Below are 17993 nucleotides of genomic sequence, written 5' to 3'. Positions count from 1 at the left end.
GTGCGATATCTACTTTCGCTATTTTTCGGTTTAGCGGTGTTAATCACCGCTGGCTGTGGTTTTCACCTTCAAGGTAAAACTCAGGTTCCAGCAGAATTAAAAACGCTTTATCTTAGCTCTAGTGACCCTTATGGCCCATTATCTCGTATAATGCGTCAACAACTTAGACTTAGTGGTGTTCAGCTTGTTGAAAATCCAACAGCAAATATCCCTATTCTTAAAATTGTCGGTTCATCAGAAAGTAAAGAGACCGTTTCTGTGTATCAAGACGGTAAATCTGCAGAGCGTCAGTTAACATTTGTGCTTGATGCACAAGTGATTATGCCAGATGGTACGATTTACCCAATTTCATCACAGGTTTCACGTCCATTCTTCGATAATCCATTAGAAGCATTAGCGAAAGATGCTGAAAATGACATTATCAAGCAAGAGATGCGTGAACAAGCGACAGCAATATTAGTGCGTAAATTATTGGTTGTTCACAACGCTGAACGCCAAAAAGCTGCACAAGCTGAGCAGGCAAAACAGATAATCTCACCAGCCAAATGATCCGCTTATATCCAGAACAACTGAATGCGCAGCTCCAAGAGGGGCTGCGCCAAAGTTACCTACTCTGGGGTAATGAACCTCTGTTACTCCAAGAATCTCAAGATGCTATTCAATCCGCCGCTAAATCCCAAGGATTTATCGAACATTATCAATTTACCCTTGATAATAATACGGACTGGAATGAAATTTACTCACTTTGTCAATCACTAAGCCTTTTTTCTCAAAGACAATCTCTTTTACTGCATTTACCTGAAAATGGCCCCAATGCAGCAATGTCTGAGAAACTCACTCGCCTATCTCAAGAATTACATCAAGATTTATTGCTGATTTTACGTGGTAATAAACTCACAAAAGCACAAGAAAACAGTGAATGGTTTAAAACATTAAGCCAACATGGAACCTATGTTTCTTGTCTGACACCTGAGCTTGATAAATTACCTAATTGGGTTGCGCGTCGAGCAAAACAAAAAGGATTAGTGTTAGATGAACAAGGTAATCAATTACTTTGCTACTGTTATGAAGGGAATTTACTGGCACTAGCACAAGCCATCGAGCGCCTTTCTCTGTTGTATCCTGACGGTAAGCTAACGCTTCCAAGAGTAGAAGCAGCAGTCAATGACGCTTCACATTTTACTCCTTATCACTGGGTTGATGCATTACTTGCTGGAAAAACACAACGTGCATGGCATATCTTGCAACAACTCAAAAGAGAAGACACTGAACCTGTTATTTTGCTCAGAACCTTACAACGTGAGTTAATGCAGTTAATTACGCTACATCGCGAATCTAAAACAGCTTCATTAAAAACAATTTTTGATAAACATCGAATTTGGCAAAACCGACGTCCAATATTCACCGCAGCACTACAACGTTTGTCTGAACATCAATTGCTGACAGCAATACAATTACTTGCAACAATCGAAATTACTATTAAACAAGATTACGGCCAGACGGTTTGGCCCTCACTTAGTGCGCTGGGCTTATTACTTTGTGGAAAAGCATTACCAGAAGGATTTGTAAGTCATGCCTAAAACTAATCACTCAACACCTTTAATTAACCAAGCCATCGCTTTATATGGTGGTACATTTGATCCTATTCATTATGGGCATTTACGTCCTGTTGAAGCACTTTCAGGATTAATTGGTTTAAAAGAAGTGATTTGGTTACCCAACAATATTCCGCCTCATCGCCCTCAGCCAGAAGCATCTTCTCAACAACGTCTTGAGATGGTGCGTCTTGCACTCGAACCGTATTCTTCCTTTAAAGTCGATACTCGAGAACTTGAGAAGCCAACACCTTCTTATACGATTGAGACATTAAACGATTTCAGAAAAGAAATTGGTGATAAGCAACCTTTAGCTTTTATTATTGGCCAAGATTCATTGCTTTCAATAAATACGTGGCACAAATGGGAAAATTTATTAGACGTATGCCATTTATTAGTTTGCGCTCGTCCTGGCTATCAAACTCATTTTGAATCAGCACAAATGCAAGCATGGCTGAAAAAAAATCAAACCTATCAGCAAGAAGATATTCACTGTTTACCTGCAGGTAAAATATTTCTCGCTGACACCCCACTTTATAATATTTCAGCGACAGACATTCGTGCTCGCCACAAAGCGGGTTTAGATTGTCACGATTTGCTACCCAACTCTGTTGAAAACTATATTCGCCGACAACAACTTTATAAATAACGTATTCTTTTTAAAGTTGTTCTCTTAAATAATTAAAAGCAGATGGATAAGGCGAAAAATAGCGTTGGTTAATCAAATAGTCATCTGGATAAATGGTTAACCAATATTGGAGTAAATCATAAGGTTTAGAGAAAGGCACTACACCTTGACGATATAGCAAAATTATCTGTGACATTGCTTGTTTCTGTTGTGAACTCAGATCTCGCTTAAAGTACCCCGCCATATGCATTAATGCATTAGTTTGTCCTTCTCGACTTGGTGCAACACTTAATGCCTTCATTAGCTTTTGTTGATATTTAGATGCAATTTCATCAAGAGAAATTTTGTTAGAAAGATCAGCAATATAACGCCCTAATTCACGATAAGCCACTTGTGAATAAGCCATAATTAAATATTTATATCGACTATGAAATTTAATCAAAGCCCCTTTACTTAATGATTGATTAACCTGTTGTTGATAATCACATAGTGCAAAGAATTGAGTCAGAAAGTGATCGAGAACAATAGGCTGTAAAAGTTGTTCAATACTTAATTGAGGTAAAATAAAATTTGGTGGCGAAACAAGTCTGTCACCTTCTTTTCCGATATAACCATAAATCGGCAACAGATGATCTCTGTTTTGGCGATCTATCTGCATAATACCTATTTTTTCATCTTTAACGACATGACAAAGTAACGCTAACTTTTCTTGTAATTGGCGATCACTGTTACTCACAATTTCTGAAGATAGCCCGAGATAATTTTCTTTTCTTTCCATTCTTTTTCTCTCTAACTAAAAAGTATGAGTATTAGTCTGTATAATCTAAACATAGCAAAGTCAAAACACGCTAATTAGGTATTTAATCAGCATTGACAGACGAGGTTTAGCTGTTATTCTCACCCTCTGTTCCCTTAAGGGAACTGTAAGGTAAAACTGTCGTCTAAACGGAAAAGTTCTTATCTGCCTTCTTTTTGTTATTTATTATGACGCAGTTAATGGGCATATATGAATTTTTCTAAATCAAACGTCGAAAAACAAGAAAATGAGGTTTATGTTCTTGTTATTGCTAACTGGAATTAATCATTCAGTAAAATAGATTTATTGGTATAAATTCCTTTAAAATAGCCTTCATATTCTAAATAATTTGAGGCGCAGTTAGACAACAAGTGGAGTAAGCCACTAGGAACATACCAAAGTACGTGACTAGTGCGAATAAATGTCGTCAACAACGCTGCAACTTGAAGTATCACGAGTATGTTATTTTTCGATTGAATTAACTTATTAGATTAAAGGTGATCCTTTTGCAAGGTTCTGAATTACAGCAATTTATTATTGATAAACTTGAAGATTCTAAAGCTCAAGACATTATTGCATTAGATGTCCGCGGAAAATCCAGTGTAACTGATTACATGATTATTTGTACTGGCACATCAAGCAGACACCTTATGTCTGTTGCCGATAATCTCGTTGATGATTGCCGCGAAGCGGGATTACAACCTTTAGGTGTTGAAGGACAAGGTGTTTCTGACTGGATTGTCGTTGATCTTGGTGAAGCCATGGTACACGTCATGCAAGAAGATAGCCGCCGTATGTACGAACTTGAAAAACTCTGGAGCTGAGTTTGAAATTACAGCTCATTGCCGTTGGTACAAAAATGCCGGACTGGATACAGACCGGCTTTATGGATTATCTTAATCGATTCCCCAAAGACATGCCTTTAGAACTTATCGAGATCCCCGCAGGCAAGCGTGGGAAGAATGCGGATATTAAACGTATTCTCGAAAAAGAAGGTGAGCAAATGTTAGCCGCAGTAGGTAAGGGAAATCGTATCGTTACTCTCGATATTCCTGGCGCTCGCTGGGATACGCCAAAACTTGCAGAACAACTTGATCGATGGAAGCTTGATGGTAGAAATGTCAGCTTACTCATTGGTGGCCCTGAAGGATTAGCACCCGCTTGTAAAGCTGCGGCTGAACAAAGCTGGTCTTTATCTCCTTTAACAATGCCACATCCCCTTGTTCGTGTCGTGGTTGCAGAAAGTCTTTACCGAGCATGGAGCATTACCACAAACCATCCTTATCATCGTGAATAATCAATAAATTGGCGGGTTAGTAAGTGAAGTCAAATGGGATGAAAAGAAAAAAACGTACCCCGTTTCGAGATTATACTGCGGAATCAAAGCTATTTATCCGTCGTGTGATTGTCGCATTTTCAGTAATTATTATATTGAGTGGTGTTTTGGTTTTTAACCTCAATCACTTACAGATCGCTCGCCATGATGATTATCAAACACGTTCAAATGATAACCGAATTAAATTAGTACCAATTGCTCCCAGCAGAGGCATTATTTACGACCGCAAAGGTATCCCTCTTGCGCTCAATCGTACTATCTATCAATTAGAAATTGTGCCTGAAAAGGTAGCAAACTTACAAGAAACGCTTGAAAGTTTAAGGGATGTTGTTGACTTAACTGACGAAGATATTGCTGCCTTTGAAAAAGAGCGTAAGCGTTCACGTCGATTTAGCTCTATTGCCTTAAAAACAACATTAAGCCAAGTACAAGTCGCACGTTTCGCTATCAACCAATACCGCTATCCCGGCTTAGAAATTAAAGGTTATCAACGTCGTTATTATCCTTATGGTTCAGCACTCACGCATGTGATCGGTTATGTCGCAAAAATTAACGATAAAGATGTTGAACGCCTTGATAAAGAAGGTTTATCACCTAACTATGCCGCGACTCATGATATCGGTAAGTTAGGTATTGAACGTTATTATGAGTCTGTTTTACACGGTACAACCGGCTATGAAGAGGTTGAAGTTAATAGTCGTGGCCGTGTTATTCGCCAGTTACACGAACAACCTCCACAGGCAGGTAAAGATATCTATCTTACCATCGACCTTGAACTGCAAACCTATATTGAAACATTACTCACCACAAGCCGAGCTGCGGTTGTCGTCACCGATCCTCGCAATGGTGAAATTTTAGCGCTTGTCTCAAACCCGAGTTATGACCCTAATTTATTTGTCGGTGGGATTTCGAACACCGAATATCAAGGGTTACTAAACAACCCAGATAGACCGTTGATCAACCGTACAACCCAAGGTCTTTATCCACCTGCATCAACCGTAAAGCCGTTTATGTCTGTTGCTGCATTAAGTGAAGGTGTGATCACAGCCAATACAACAATTCATGATCCCGGCTGGTGGCAACTTCCTGGCTCTGAAAAACGTTATCGAGATTGGAAACGTTGGGGACATGGAAAACTTAATGTGACAAAATCTATCGTAGAATCTGCGGATACTTTCTTCTACCAAGTTGCTTATGATATGGGAATTGATCGTATATCAACTTGGATGGGACGCTTTGGTTATGGCGAATATACAGGTATTGATCTCTCCGAAGAGCGCAATGGCATCATGCCAACACGTGAATGGAAACAGCAACGTTATAAAAAACCTTGGTATCAAGGTGACACGATCCCCGTAGGGATTGGACAAGGTTATTGGACCGCAACACCTATTCAAATGGCGAAAGCTTTAATGACATTAATTAACGACGGCCAAGTTAAAACCCCTCACCTACTTTATGGTACAAAACTTGGCAATGAAATGTTGCCTTATGTTGATACCGAAACACGCCAAATTGGTGATATCAACTCAGGTTATTGGGAATTAGCAAAACACGGTATGTATGGTGTAGCTAACTTCCCTAATGGTACTGGTCGCCGAAGTTTTGCTGATGCGCCTTATAAAGCAGCAGCAAAATCGGGAACTGCACAGGTATTTAGTTACGAAACCTACAATGCGAACCAATTGGCTGAACATCTTCGTGACCACAAATTGATGATTGCCTTTGCGCCTTATGATAAGCCAACCGTAGCTATCTCTATTATCCTAGAAAACGGTGGAGCAGGCCCTTCTGTCGGCGATATTACAAGACAAATTCTTGACCACATTCTCCTTGGTGATAACAACACGGTATTGCCAGCTTCTCCACCAGCACCGCGTGGTTCAGAGGAATAATATTCATGACTGAAAATAATAAGAAAAAATCCTTCTGGACACGGATCCATATCGACCCTCTATTCTTACTTTGTATTATTGCTTTATTAGGATACAGCGCATTTATTATGTGGAGTGCCAGCGGGCAAGATCCAGAAATGATGCAACGTAAGTTAGGACAAATTGCAATGGGTTTTATGATCATGATAGTCATGGCGCAAATCCCACCGAGAGTCTATGAAAGCTGGGCTCCTCATCTCTATTTCTTCTGTGTTATTTTACTTATTCTTGTTGATGTCTTTGGTCAAATCAGTAAAGGGGCACAGCGTTGGCTGGATTTAGGTATTGTGCGTTTTCAGCCTTCAGAAATCGCTAAAATCGCAGTGCCTTTAATGGTGGCTCGATTTATGAATCGCGATGTGTGCCCACCTACTTTGCGTAATACGGCTATTGCTCTGGTACTTATTTTTGTGCCAACGTTGTTAGTCGCAGCACAGCCTGATTTAGGAACATCAATTCTTGTTGCTGCCTCCGGCTTATTCGTCCTTTTTCTGGCAGGCATGAGTTGGCGCCTTATCACTGTGGCGATTATTCTTGTTGCCGCTTTTATCCCCATACTTTGGTTTTTCCTCATGCATGATTACCAGCAAGCACGGGTAATGATGCTTCTTGATCCTGAATCAGACCCGCTTGGTGCAGGATATCATATCATCCAATCTAAAATTGCCATTGGTTCTGGTGGATTACATGGAAAAGGATGGTTACAAGGCACTCAATCTCAATTAGAATTCTTACCAGAGCGCCACACAGACTTTATTTTTGCTGTATTGGCTGAAGAACTCGGATTAATTGGTGTTTTGATACTACTGACTCTTTATATACTCTTAATCGCGCGGGGCCTTTACCTTGCAACGAAAGCACAAAATACATTTGGTAGAGTAATGATTGGCGGATTAATGCTAATTTTCTTTGTCTATGTCTTTGTCAATATAGGAATGGTGAGTGGCATCCTTCCTGTTGTGGGTGTTCCGTTACCGCTGATGAGTTATGGAGGCTCGGCCCTTATTGTGTTAATGGCAGGGTTTGGTATCGTGATGTCGATTCATACACACCGAAAACTACTATCGAAAAGTTTATAATGAGGTTTTTATGCGTCTGCAATGGGTTTTGATTGGTATCAGTGCATTGCTACTGTCAGGGTGTGTTATTGATAAGCCGAATACCAATAAACAGCCAGCACCATTACCCAATATGCCAGCTCAACGTGTTCTCGGTGCAGAGCCACGTTATGAGCCTTATCATCCTACGGCAAATCAAGATTACCGAAAGAATGGGGTGGTTTACCGTATTGTGACTGATCCTGCAAACTTCAGTGAGCGAGGAGAAGCGGTTGTCTATGATAGTTTAGCGATGAGTCGTTTAACTACCATTGGTGAGCGTGTTAACCCTTATGAGTTTGCCGTCGCGCATCCCACATTACCGATCCCAAGCTATGCGAAAATCACCAACTTGCTCAACGGGCGCACAATGGTTGTACGTATTAACGACCGTGGCCCTTATGTCAATGGAAAACAGGTCCAAGTCACGCCAGCGGTTTCTGATAGCTTACGTTTAATGCCGACAACCCCATTGCTTATTGAAGGAATTGTTGTTGACCCCAATGGCCATATGAGTGGTATTGGTACACATGGCGCGCAGATAGAGAAAAAAACAACGGCATTACCTGAGCGTCCTAATTTTAATGCTCAACCAGTAACGCCTGTGCCATTAACGACATCAACGCCGACCAACAACAATATGCCGGTTGAGCCACCGGCTCCAACTCCAGTGCCAGCAAAAACGCCAACTCCGGCGCCAGTTTCAATGCCTGCGCCAACTGAGATGGAAACAACAGCATCAAAACCCATCTTATCCTCACATTCCATAGCACAAGGCTTTTATGTTCAAGTCGGTGCTCTCAGTAATGAAAATAACGCACAACGTTGGCTAAATGATTTAGCATCATCAGTTAGCACCCAAGGTGTGATCAATAAAACAGATGGATTATATAAAGTGCAACTCGGCCCTTATTCATCTAAAGATCAAGCCGAAACGATAAAAAACAAGCTAAAACAAGTTAAAGATATCACTGGGTTTATTATTACCCAATAAAGAATAATTTTACGTAAAATCCTTTTTATGTCAGCAAATTCAAGCGTAGAATCGTCTGGATTTGCTGATATTTTATTTATCAGTCCCTATTTTTCCCTGAATTTTCGGATTAAACAAACAGAATGAAACAAATACTCCCAGCGAAATTACTAAGAACAAGCCTATTAAGCGCCTCTTTTGCTTTACTCACAGTAAGCCATCAAAGTATTGCGGAAGATTCCCTAAAAACAATGATACCTGCTGTTCCTAGTATCGAAGCCGAATCTTATATTCTTATTGATTATAATTCTGGGAAAGTACTAGCTGAAATGAATGCTGACGTTCGCCGTGATCCTGCAAGTTTAACCAAGATGATGACCAGCTATGTTATCGGTCAGTCTATTCGTGCTGGTAAAATCTCTAATAGCGATATCGTCCCTATTGGTGAAGAAGCATGGGCAACGGGTAATCCTGTTTTTCGTGGCTCTTCTTTAATGTTCTTAAAACCGGGTGATCAAGTTACAGTTGCACAGTTAACGCGTGGTATTAACTTACAATCAGGTAATGATGCTTGTGTCGCAATGGCCTCTTACGTTGCAGGAAGCCAAGATACATTTGTGACCATGATGAACGATTACGTTAAACGTCTAGGTTTACAAAATACACAATTCCAAACCGTTCATGGTCTTGATGCCCCGGGACAATACAGCTCAGCTCGCGATATGGCGTTAATTGGTGCTGCATTAATTCGTGATGTACCAGATGAATATGCCATCTATAAAGAAAAAGAGTACACCTACAACAATATCCGCCAAACTAACCGAAACGGTTTGTTGTGGGATACCAGTTTAAACGTTGATGGCATTAAAACAGGCCATACTGCATCTGCTGGCTATAACCTTGTCGCTTCTGCAACTGAAGGCGATATGCGTTTAATTTCTGCGGTTATGGGGGGTCACTCATCTAAAGGTCGTGATGCCGAAAGTAAAAAACTACTTACTTGGGGTTTTCGTTTCTTTGAAACCGTGAAACCATTGCAAGTGGGTAAAGAATTCGCGGCTGAGCCTATCTGGTATGGTGAAACAGATAAAGTACAATTAGGGGTAGATAAAGATGTTTATTTAACAATCCCTCGTGGTCGTTTAAAAGATTTAAAAGCAAGCTATATTCTTGATAATGTAGAATTACATGCACCAGTAGCTAAAAACCAAGTTGTGGGAACAATTAATTTCCAACTTGATGGTCAAGTAATTGAACAGCGCCCGCTTGTTGTGATGAATGAAGTAAAAGAAGGTGGTTTCTTTAGCCGTATTATCGACTATATCAAATTATTATTCTCACATTGGTTTGGCTAAGACTTGAAAAAAGTAAATGTGACCACATATAACTTTTATACAGATATTGGCAGAAACACATTTACTATCCCCATATTTACCCTAATAGTTAGTATCGCATTCCTTATTATGTAAGGAATGCGCTTTTTATTTGCTAAGATTAGGTGTAGAAATAAATTATTAAAACAACCGCACCTGTTGTCTTAAGGAATTACATTATGATGAAAACAAAATTAAACGAACTGTTAGAATTCCCATGTTCTTTCACTTATAAAGTGATGGGTCATGCAAAACCAGAATTAGTGGATCAAGTCGTTGAAGTCATTCAGCGCCATGCACCTGGCGATTACACGCCTTCAGTGAAACCAAGTAGCAAAGGTAATTACCACTCGGTTTCTATTACCATCAACGCAACTCATATCGATCAAGTAGAAACCTTATATAAAGAATTAGGTGAACTTGAACTGGTACGTATGGTTCTGTAATCTCTTCTTTTAATCGATAACTTTTTAAAAGCGCCTTTCATTAAGGCGCTTTTTCTTATTCTGCATTTCCTCATTTTTCGCCCTATCTCGGAAAAAAAACATCTCAATCTGGTAGTTCATTTACTGGAGCGTTATACTGCTCTTCACAATTACGCTACAAATGAAGATTTTCACGGTGCAAGACAAAACAATCATTATTCGCCAATTAGGTGTGGAACCCTATTTACCGGTTTCTGATTCTATGCATCAGTTTACGGAAAAACGGGAAAGTCACACACCTGATGAAATATGGCTCGTTCAACATGAACAGGTTTTTACCCAAGGCCAAGCAGGTAAAGCTGAACACTTATTAAATACGGGCACTATCCCCGTTATTCAATCAGATCGTGGTGGTCAAGTGACTTATCATGGCCCAGGTCAACAAGTGATGTATGTTTTAATTGATTTAAAACGCAATCATATAGGTGTTCGTCAATTAGTCACTGCGCTTGAAAACACGGTTATTGATACGCTGGCAGAGTTTAATGTAGAAGCTTATGCTCGCGCTGATGCACCCGGCGTTTACGTAAAGGGCGATAAAATTTGCTCTTTGGGATTACGCATTCGTAAAGGTTGCTCCTTTCATGGGCTAGCGCTCAATATCGATATGGATTTATCCCCTTTTGCACGAATAAATCCTTGTGGTTATTCTGATCTAAAAATGACACAGTTAATTGATTTTGCACCGAATACGACAACGACACAGGTAGCACCGTTATTAGTTAAGCATTTTTGTACACAACTAGGATTTCAACCACAGCAATAAAAATGCTATAATTTTTTTAACATTTGTCATATTTTTTTAAAACCCTGATTACCTCAGTCACATCGTGTTAATCACTCTAGATAACTGGAACTGGCACAATTATGAGTAAACCTATTCAGATGGAACGCGGAGTTAAATATCGCGACGCCGATAAAATGGCACTTATTCCTGTTAAAACAGTCGCTACAGAACGTGAACAACTGCTACGCAAACCTGATTGGATGAAAATAAAGCTACCCGCTGACTCAAGTAAAATTCAGGGTATCAAAGCAGCAATGCGTAAAAATGGTCTTCATTCCGTCTGTGAAGAAGCCTCTTGTCCTAACCTTGCTGAGTGCTTTAACCACGGAACAGCAACCTTTATGATCTTGGGCGCAATCTGTACACGCCGTTGCCCATTCTGCGATGTTGCTCATGGCCGCCCAAATGCTCCCGATCCACAAGAGCCAGAAAAACTCGCTCAAACGATTAAAGATATGGGGCTACGTTACGTCGTAATTACTTCTGTAGACCGCGATGATTTACGTGATGGCGGTGCTCAACATTTTGCTGATTGTATTGCTGCCATTCGTGAAAAAAATCCAACGATCCGTATTGAAACATTAGTTCCTGATTTCCGTGGTCGTATGGATAAAGCACTTGAGATCCTCACGGACACACCACCTGATGTCTTTAACCATAACTTAGAGAACGTTCCTCGTGTTTATCGTCAAGTACGTCCAGGTGCTAACTATCAATGGTCATTGACATTATTAGAGCGTTTTAAACAAGCTCACCCAAACATTCCTACTAAGTCGGGATTAATGGTCGGCCTTGGGGAAACTAACGAAGAAATTATTGACGTTATGCGTGATCTGCGTAAACATGGGGTAACGATGCTGACATTAGGCCAGTATTTACAGCCAAGTCGTCACCATCTTCCTGTTCAACGCTACGTCAGTCCTGACGAGTTTGAGTATATGAAAGAGCAAGCACTTGCAATGGGCTTTACCCATGCAGCTTGTGGGCCGTTTGTTCGCTCGTCTTATCATGCTGATCTTCAAGCTCAAGGGATTGAGGTTAAATAACAATTAATCTCTCATGCTTAATATTGCAATTGCTGTATTTATAGGTGGTGGTTTAGGTAGCGTATTACGCTGGCTGATTAGCTACCGCCTAAACTCTATCTTTCCTCATTTTGCTACTGGCACCTTTATTGCTAACTGTATTGGTGCTTTTATTATTGCCTTTGGTATTGCTTGGTTTAGCAAAGCGCCACATATTGATCCTATTTGGAAAATTATGCTAACTACGGGCTTTTGTGGCGGTCTGACAACATTTTCAACCTTCTCTGTTGAAGTTGTCGCACTCTTGACTGAGGGGAAGATAGGATGGGCATTAAGTACGATGGGCGCTAACTTGGCGGGTTCATTTTTAATGACCGCATTTGCGTTTTGGTTACTACGAGAAATGTAATGCTCGGAATGTAAAAACCCGTTAAAAACAGTTTTTGCTCTAGATACATAAAAACCCGTTAAAAAACGGGTTTTTACTGTCTCAAAGAAGTCGTTAATTAGATAGCGACAACGTTTGCAGCAGATGGCCCTTTCGCGCCGTCAGTAACTTCAAACTCTACTTTTTGACCTTCAGCAAGGGTTTTAAAGCCTTCTGATGTAATAGCGGAAAAGTGTACAAATACATCTTTGCTGCCATCTTCTGGAGTGATAAAACCAAAACCTTTAGTTTCGTTAAACCACTTAACGTTACCTTTTAATTTAGACATCAAGTTTACCTTTAAAATAGAAAATAAACGCAAGCGTTTTGCGTTGGCTATAGTAAAACAAAAATGATGATTCCCTGTCCACAGTCTAGATCACGAAACTCACATTTTTTTTCTGCCAAATGATTAATATTCAGACAAATCCCATGCCTTAACGCATAGTTCACTTAAGAAACAATACTTAATACTTACAATCTGAACTATTCATCAATTTCTACTTTTTCATAGTGAAGTAGCCAACGCTTAATATCTAATCCACCAGTATAGCCGACTAACTTACCGTTATGACCAATAACTCGGTGGCAAGGAATAATTAAAGAAATTGGATTGCGTGAATTTGCCATTCCTACCGCTCTGCAATAATTGATCGAACCTAATGTAAGCGCCAATTTTTTATAACTCCAAATTTCACCATAAGGGATTGTCTGTAATGTCTTCCAAACACGGCTTTGAAATTCAGTTCCTTTCGGCGCTAACGGTACTGAAAACGTCGTGCGTTTACCCACAAAATACTCTTTTAACTGTTGTATACATTGGTTAATCACGGGGCTTGAACTTACAGCAACCTCTTTGTCATTCACAAAATAGAGACTAGTGATCCCTTTTTCATTTGCAGTGATAGAGATATAGGGTTTTGGAAAGCCTTTAGGTGTATCCAGATAGTCTTGGTACATAATGTTTTCTCTGCTGATTTGTCTTTAGCAACAAGATTAAATCATGCTTGATTGATAAAGCAATCATCTAATTACTCGTATATCTAATAAAAATTGATCAATCGAGCGATCTAAAAATAAAATTAATGCACTAACTGTTTAATTTTAATGATAATCATTATCAAAAATAAAAATCACCATATATTGTGTGGTTGAAAATAAATAACTCTATATATAGTATTTAGGCACTTCTCATTATGGATGTGAAAACAGACGCATCCATATTTTTATAAGGGTTATTTTTATGTCTGTTATCCTCTATACCAAACCGAATTGCGTTCAATGCAGCGCCACAGAACGCGCCTTAAAACAGAAAAACATTCCGTTTGTTGCAGTTGATCTCACCAAAGATACGCAAGCCCTCGCACACATTGTTTCTATGGGATATCGCCAAGTACCTGTTGTGGTTCACGGTGAACAACATTGGTCGGGTTTTTGCCCTGATAAAATCAGACAGATCACGCTCTAAAGGAGCATCTCATGCAAACTGCACCTTTGATCTATTTTTCAAGCCGCTCTGAAAACTGCCATCGTTTTGTACAAAAGCTCAATTTAAAGGCAACCAGAATTTTTGAAGATGAAACATTGCTTGCAACGCAACCTTTTGTGTTGCTTTGCCCTACTTATGGCGGAGGTGGTGCTAAAGGTGCAGTGCCTAAAGCGGTTATTCAGTTTTTAAATATGCCTGAAAATCGTCAATTAATACGTGGGGTCATTGCTTCTGGAAATACTAACTTTGGCACAGCTTACGGATTAGCGGGCGATATTATCGCACAAAAATGCCAAATCCCTTTTTTATATCGATTTGAATTGTTAGGCACGCCAGAAGATGTCCATCGCGTAAAAACAGGTTTAAACACGTTTTGGTCAAGCCTTACAGATCAATGCGTCACGAGATAATTAACATGACACAATCAACAGAACAACGAGATTATCATGCATTGAATGCCATGCTAAATCTCTATGATGAGCAAGGTAATATTCAGTTTGATAAAGACAAATTAGCAACACATCATTTTTTTCGTCAGCATGTAAATCAAAATACGGTATTTTTTCATGATCTAAGAGAAAAATTAGAGTTCTTAGTCCAACAACACTATTACGAAGCCCAAGTGTTAGAACAGTATGAATTTGCCTTTATCAAACAGCTATTCAAACATGCTTATAGCAAAAAGTTTCGTTTTCAATCTTTCCTTGGCGCTTTTAAGTATTATACCAGTTACACCTTAAAAACGTTTGATGGAGAACGCTATCTTGAGCGCTACGAAGATCGCGTTTGTATGGTGGCGCTCACACTTGCACAAGGCGATACTGATCTTGCCATTCATCTTGTCGATGAAATCATTAGTGGTCGTTTTCAACCCGCAACACCGACTTTTTTAAACTGTGGAAAACAGCAACGCGGTGAATTGGTTTCCTGCTTTCTACTGCGTATAGAAGATAATATGGAGTCTATCGGTCGATCGGTAAATTCCGCATTACAACTCTCTAAACGTGGCGGTGGCGTTGCATTTTTGCTCACTAATTTACGTGAAGCGGGTGCCCCCATTAAACGTATAGAAAATCAATCTTCTGGCGTTGTTCCTGTTATGAAAATGCTTGAAGATGCGTTTTCCTATGCCAATCAGTTAGGTGCAAGACAAGGCGCTGGCGCTGTTTATCTTCATGCTCATCATCCGGATATTTACCATTTTCTTGATACAAAAAGAGAAAATGCGGATGAAAAAGTCCGAATAAAAACCCTTTCTTTAGGCGTTGTTATCCCTGATATCACATTTGAATTAGCGAAACGCAATGAAGATATGTATCTCTTCTCACCTTATGATGTAGAGCGTGTTTATGGGGTACCTATGTCAGAGCTCAGTATTAGTGAAAAATACAGCGAAATGGTGAATAACGCGCAAATTCGTAAGAAAAAAATTAAAGCGAGAGAATTTTTCCAAACACTTGCCGAAATTCAATTTGAATCTGGCTATCCTTATATCATGTTTGAAGATGCAGTAAATCGCGCCAATCCTATCGCTGGTAGAATTAACATGAGCAATCTTTGCTCTGAAATTTTACAAGTGAATAGCGCAAGTGAATATCACCCTGACTTAAGTTATCGCCATATCGGCCATGACATCAGTTGTAACTTAGGTTCTATGAATATTGCAATGGCAATGGACTCACCTAACTTTGCACATACGGTCAATACTGCAATTAGGGCATTAAGCAATGTCTCTGAAATGACGAAAATTGAGTCTGTTCCTTCTATCGAAAAAGGTAATCTCGCTTCTCATGCCATTGGTTTAGGGCAAATGAATTTACATGGCTACTTAGCGCGTGAAGGGATTTATTACGGCTCTGAAGAAGCGTTAGATTTTACTAACCTCTATTTTTATACCGTTACTTACTATGCGTTATTAGCTTCAAATCAATTGGCTATTGAGAAAAAACAGCATTTTAAAGGCTTTGAAAATTCAAAATATGCAACGGGTGAATATTTTAATAAATATCTATCACAACAATGGTTACCCAAAACTCAAAAAGTGAACCAGTTATTTAGTCAATCCAATGTTCATATTCCAACACAGGAAGATTGGCAGGCTCTCAAGCAATCGATTATGACGCATGGGATCTATAACCAAAACTTACAAGCGATACCCCCAACAGGATCTATTTCCTATATCAACCACTCTACATCGAGCATTCATCCTATTGCCGCGCCAATAGAAATTAGAAAAGAAGGTAAGATTGGGCGAGTTTATTACCCAGCCCCCTTTATGACCAATGAAAATCGTCAATATTATCAAGATGCATATGAAATTGGGGCTGAAAAAATTATCGATACCTATGCAGAGGCTTCTCAACATATCGATCAAGGCTTATCGCTCACATTATTCTTTTCTGATGAAGCAACAACCCGAGATATTAACAAAGCACAAATATACGCATGGCGTAAAGGTATTAAAACCTTGTATTACATTCGTATCCGGCAATCTGCATTAGCAGGTACTGAAATCAAAGGCTGTGTTTCGTGTGCACTTTAATAATAACAATAAGGAGAACATAGCATGTCATCACCTTTACTAAGCCACGTTAATGCGATTAATTGGAATCGTATTGAAGATGAAAAAGACTTAGAAGTTTGGAATCGTTTAACCATGAATTTTTGGTTACCTGAAAAAATTCCACTCTCTAATGACATTCCCTCATGGAACACGCTGACTCAAGCTGAAAAACAACTGACAATCCGTGTTTTCACGGGGCTAACTTTACTTGATACGATCCAAAATACCGTAGGCGCACCGACTTTAATGCCTGATGCACTCACGCCTCATGAAGAAGCGGTGTTATCTAATATCTGTTTTATGGAAGCGGTTCATGCTCGCTCTTACAGTTCAATATTTTCTACACTTTGCTTAACAACCGATGTTGATGAAGCATACCGTTGGAGTGAGGAAAATCCTTACTTACAAAAGAAAGCCGAAATTATTTTACGTTATTATCAAGATGAAGATCCTTTAAAGAAAAAAATCGCCAGCGTCTTTTTAGAATCCTTTCTATTTTATTCAGGATTCTATTTACCAATGTATTGGTCAAGCCGAGGAAAATTAACCAATACTGCCGATTTAATTCGCCTTATTATTAGGGATGAAGCTGTTCATGGTTATTATATTGGCTATAAATTTCAAAATCAGTTATTAAATAAATCAGAATTAGAGAAGCAAGATATTAAAGATTTTGCTTTCTCATTATTATTAGATTTATATGATAATGAAGTGAAATATACTGAAGATCTTTACGACACTGTAGGTTGGACAGAAGATGTCAAAAAATTCCTTCATTATAATGCAAATAAAGCATTAATGAATTTAGGGTATGAGGCTTTATTCCCTAATGAGATAACCAAGGTAAGTCCTGCAATTCTTTCTTCATTGTCACCAGATGCAAATGAAAATCACGATTTCTTCTCTGGTTCAGGTTCATCTTATGTTATTGGAAAAACCATTAATACTGAAGACGATGATTGGGATTTTTAAGATTTATTCGCCTAATTGAAGGTAAGAGAAACAACACAATACATTCAATTTAATTATGTATATCACATAAAATATAATACACTGAAAAATATAGATTATTTTTTGGTGTATTTTTATTTGTTTACTAAACAATCTAATTGATTGATTTTTGCCGTTCAATATTGTCAAAAAATCAATTTTTTTCGAATAATTTTAGCCTGTATCACGTAGATAAATCGTATCACAAGATATGAAATATTAATTTAACTAATGTATGTTGATTTTTTTTCATTTAATTTTCATCTCTTTTTCCTCTCTATTTTGATATCAAGCTTTCATTTTTATTGAGATCCTAATCAAATTAACAGTATCTCTAAAAATAAAGTTATTTCAGTAAGTTAGAGGAAAATACATCTTTTAATAAATTTTATTTATTTCACTTTATTTAATTATTAATCATATTAAAAACAAAGAAAATATAACCAAATTATTTAATTAATTATAATTAACATAGGGTTGTCAGACTCAATCATT

At 38.7% G+C, this 17993-nt stretch carries 20 protein-coding genes; 17 read left to right on the top strand and 3 right to left on the bottom strand.

Translation table 11 applies throughout. The features are described 5' to 3' along the window. From lptE to nadD, 3 genes are read left to right on the top strand one after another with little or no spacing between them, the layout of a single operon-like run. Window positions 1-549 (top strand): LPS assembly lipoprotein LptE, encoded by a 549-nt coding sequence (lptE, locus tag B6258_RS14625; RefSeq protein ID WP_099075881.1) that lies wholly within the window; start codon window positions 1-3, stop codon window positions 547-549. Then, window positions 546-1580 carry a DNA polymerase III subunit delta gene (gene holA, locus B6258_RS14620; RefSeq protein WP_099075880.1) on the top strand — a complete coding sequence of 345 codons (1035 nt, stop codon included), beginning with the start codon at window positions 546-548 and terminating at the stop codon, window positions 1578-1580. Before lptE ends, holA begins: the two co-directional genes overlap by 4 nt. Further along, window positions 1573-2244 (top strand): nicotinate-nucleotide adenylyltransferase, encoded by a 672-nt coding sequence (gene nadD / locus B6258_RS14615; protein ID WP_099075879.1) that lies wholly within the window; start codon window positions 1573-1575, stop codon window positions 2242-2244. The genes holA and nadD overlap by 8 nt, the downstream gene beginning before the upstream one ends. Before the next feature lie 10 nt (window positions 2245-2254). Here nadD and B6258_RS14610 read toward each other — a convergent pair whose 3' ends face one another. Further along, window positions 2255-3001 carry a YbgA family protein gene (locus B6258_RS14610; RefSeq protein WP_099075878.1) on the bottom strand — a complete coding sequence of 249 codons (747 nt, stop codon included), beginning with the start codon at window positions 2999-3001 and terminating at the stop codon, window positions 2255-2257. Window positions 3002-3516: 515 nt separating this feature from the next. Here B6258_RS14610 and rsfS point away from each other — a divergent pair. The 10 genes from rsfS (at window position 3517) to crcB (ending at window position 12438) form a co-directional block, all read left to right on the top strand. After that, entirely contained in the window at window positions 3517-3843 is a 327-nt protein-coding gene (gene rsfS / locus B6258_RS14605) for a ribosome silencing factor (RefSeq protein WP_006537732.1), read from the top strand. Between the two features lie 2 nt (window positions 3844-3845). Continuing rightward, window positions 3846-4316 (top strand): 23S rRNA (pseudouridine(1915)-N(3))-methyltransferase RlmH, encoded by a 471-nt coding sequence (gene rlmH, locus B6258_RS14600; RefSeq protein ID WP_004246050.1) that lies wholly within the window; start codon window positions 3846-3848, stop codon window positions 4314-4316. A gap of 38 nt (window positions 4317-4354) precedes the next feature. Next, window positions 4355-6250: a peptidoglycan DD-transpeptidase MrdA gene (gene mrdA, locus B6258_RS14595; protein WP_099075877.1), complete on the top strand. Its 1896-nt coding sequence runs from the start codon at window positions 4355-4357 to the stop codon at window positions 6248-6250. Window positions 6251-6255: 5 nt separating this feature from the next. After that, window positions 6256-7368 carry a peptidoglycan glycosyltransferase MrdB gene (mrdB, locus tag B6258_RS14590; RefSeq protein WP_099075876.1) on the top strand — a complete coding sequence of 371 codons (1113 nt, stop codon included), beginning with the start codon at window positions 6256-6258 and terminating at the stop codon, window positions 7366-7368. A 10-nt stretch (window positions 7369-7378) separates the two neighbouring features. Beyond that, complete coding sequence (gene rlpA, locus B6258_RS14585; protein WP_099075875.1) at window positions 7379-8380, top strand: endolytic peptidoglycan transglycosylase RlpA; 1002 nt, start codon at window positions 7379-7381, stop codon at window positions 8378-8380. 122 nt (window positions 8381-8502) lie between these two features. Beyond that, on the top strand, window positions 8503-9714 hold the full coding sequence (gene dacA / locus B6258_RS14580; protein ID WP_099075874.1) for a D-alanyl-D-alanine carboxypeptidase DacA: 1212 nt from the start codon (window positions 8503-8505) through the stop codon (window positions 9712-9714). 200 nt (window positions 9715-9914) lie between these two features. Continuing rightward, entirely contained in the window at window positions 9915-10178 is a 264-nt protein-coding gene (ybeD, locus tag B6258_RS14575) for a DUF493 family protein YbeD (RefSeq protein WP_036912266.1), read from the top strand. 160 nt (window positions 10179-10338) lie between these two features. Next, complete coding sequence (gene lipB, locus B6258_RS14570; protein WP_099075873.1) at window positions 10339-10983, top strand: lipoyl(octanoyl) transferase LipB; 645 nt, start codon at window positions 10339-10341, stop codon at window positions 10981-10983. A gap of 101 nt (window positions 10984-11084) precedes the next feature. Next, on the top strand, window positions 11085-12050 hold the full coding sequence (lipA, locus tag B6258_RS14565; protein WP_099075872.1) for a lipoyl synthase: 966 nt from the start codon (window positions 11085-11087) through the stop codon (window positions 12048-12050). A 13-nt stretch (window positions 12051-12063) separates the two neighbouring features. Next, the gene (gene crcB, locus B6258_RS14560; RefSeq protein ID WP_023581134.1) at window positions 12064-12438 is read left to right on the top strand and encodes a fluoride efflux transporter CrcB; all 375 of its coding nucleotides are present in this window, start codon (window positions 12064-12066) and stop codon (window positions 12436-12438) included. Between the two features lie 97 nt (window positions 12439-12535). On the opposite strand, the gene cspE is transcribed toward crcB, so the two are convergent. Beyond that, a complete protein-coding gene (cspE, locus tag B6258_RS14555; RefSeq protein WP_023581133.1) occupies window positions 12536-12745 on the bottom strand; it encodes a transcription antiterminator/RNA stability regulator CspE in 210 nt (69 codons plus the stop codon). Window positions 12746-12942: 197 nt separating this feature from the next. Further along, the gene (locus B6258_RS14550; protein ID WP_099075871.1) at window positions 12943-13416 is read right to left on the bottom strand and encodes a methylated-DNA--[protein]-cysteine S-methyltransferase; all 474 of its coding nucleotides are present in this window, start codon (window positions 13414-13416) and stop codon (window positions 12943-12945) included. A 283-nt stretch (window positions 13417-13699) separates the two neighbouring features. Here B6258_RS14550 and nrdH point away from each other — a divergent pair, with 283 nt between their 5' ends. Genes nrdH through nrdF form a run of 4 tightly spaced genes read left to right on the top strand, consistent with a single transcriptional unit; the run spans window position 13700 to window position 17480 of the window. Next, window positions 13700-13924 carry a glutaredoxin-like protein NrdH gene (gene nrdH, locus B6258_RS14545; RefSeq protein ID WP_023581131.1) on the top strand — a complete coding sequence of 75 codons (225 nt, stop codon included), beginning with the start codon at window positions 13700-13702 and terminating at the stop codon, window positions 13922-13924. 11 nt (window positions 13925-13935) lie between these two features. Next, entirely contained in the window at window positions 13936-14355 is a 420-nt protein-coding gene (gene nrdI / locus B6258_RS14540) for a class Ib ribonucleoside-diphosphate reductase assembly flavoprotein NrdI (RefSeq protein ID WP_099075870.1), read from the top strand. Between the two features lie 5 nt (window positions 14356-14360). Further along, on the top strand, window positions 14361-16487 hold the full coding sequence (nrdE, locus tag B6258_RS14535) for a class 1b ribonucleoside-diphosphate reductase subunit alpha (protein ID WP_099075869.1): 2127 nt from the start codon (window positions 14361-14363) through the stop codon (window positions 16485-16487). Between the two features lie 24 nt (window positions 16488-16511). Then, on the top strand, window positions 16512-17480 hold the full coding sequence (nrdF, locus tag B6258_RS14530) for a class 1b ribonucleoside-diphosphate reductase subunit beta (RefSeq protein ID WP_099075868.1): 969 nt from the start codon (window positions 16512-16514) through the stop codon (window positions 17478-17480). Window positions 17481-17993: the final 513 nt, after the last annotated feature.

The sequence above is a fragment of the Proteus alimentorum genome, assembly GCF_002607735.1.
In the GTDB taxonomy this organism is placed as follows: Bacteria; Pseudomonadota; Gammaproteobacteria; order Enterobacterales; family Enterobacteriaceae; genus Proteus; species Proteus alimentorum.
Note: the sequence above shows the minus strand (reverse complement) of the source record. Positions and strands in the feature narration are given on the sequence as shown.

Coding starts and splice junctions, on each gene's coding strand:
- nrdF (WP_099075868.1), top strand. CDS start 16,512: ATGTCATCACCTTTACTAAGCCACGTTAATGCGATTAATTGGAATCGT.
- nrdI (WP_099075870.1), top strand. CDS start 13,936: ATGCAAACTGCACCTTTGATCTATTTTTCAAGCCGCTCTGAAAACTGC.
- holA (WP_099075880.1), top strand. CDS start 546: ATGATCCGCTTATATCCAGAACAACTGAATGCGCAGCTCCAAGAGGGG.
- nrdH (WP_023581131.1), top strand. CDS start 13,700: ATGTCTGTTATCCTCTATACCAAACCGAATTGCGTTCAATGCAGCGCC.
- crcB (WP_023581134.1), top strand. CDS start 12,064: ATGCTTAATATTGCAATTGCTGTATTTATAGGTGGTGGTTTAGGTAGC.
- lipB (WP_099075873.1), top strand. CDS start 10,339: ATGAAGATTTTCACGGTGCAAGACAAAACAATCATTATTCGCCAATTA.
- cspE (WP_023581133.1), bottom strand. CDS start 12,745: ATGTCTAAATTAAAAGGTAACGTTAAGTGGTTTAACGAAACTAAAGGT.
- mrdA (WP_099075877.1), top strand. CDS start 4,355: ATGAAAAGAAAAAAACGTACCCCGTTTCGAGATTATACTGCGGAATCA.
- B6258_RS14550 (WP_099075871.1), bottom strand. CDS start 13,416: ATGTACCAAGACTATCTGGATACACCTAAAGGCTTTCCAAAACCCTAT.
- nadD (WP_099075879.1), top strand. CDS start 1,573: ATGCCTAAAACTAATCACTCAACACCTTTAATTAACCAAGCCATCGCT.
- ybeD (WP_036912266.1), top strand. CDS start 9,915: ATGAAAACAAAATTAAACGAACTGTTAGAATTCCCATGTTCTTTCACT.
- dacA (WP_099075874.1), top strand. CDS start 8,503: ATGAAACAAATACTCCCAGCGAAATTACTAAGAACAAGCCTATTAAGC.
- nrdE (WP_099075869.1), top strand. CDS start 14,361: ATGACACAATCAACAGAACAACGAGATTATCATGCATTGAATGCCATG.
- lipA (WP_099075872.1), top strand. CDS start 11,085: ATGAGTAAACCTATTCAGATGGAACGCGGAGTTAAATATCGCGACGCC.
- B6258_RS14610 (WP_099075878.1), bottom strand. CDS start 3,001: ATGGAAAGAAAAGAAAATTATCTCGGGCTATCTTCAGAAATTGTGAGT.
- mrdB (WP_099075876.1), top strand. CDS start 6,256: ATGACTGAAAATAATAAGAAAAAATCCTTCTGGACACGGATCCATATC.
- rlpA (WP_099075875.1), top strand. CDS start 7,379: ATGCGTCTGCAATGGGTTTTGATTGGTATCAGTGCATTGCTACTGTCA.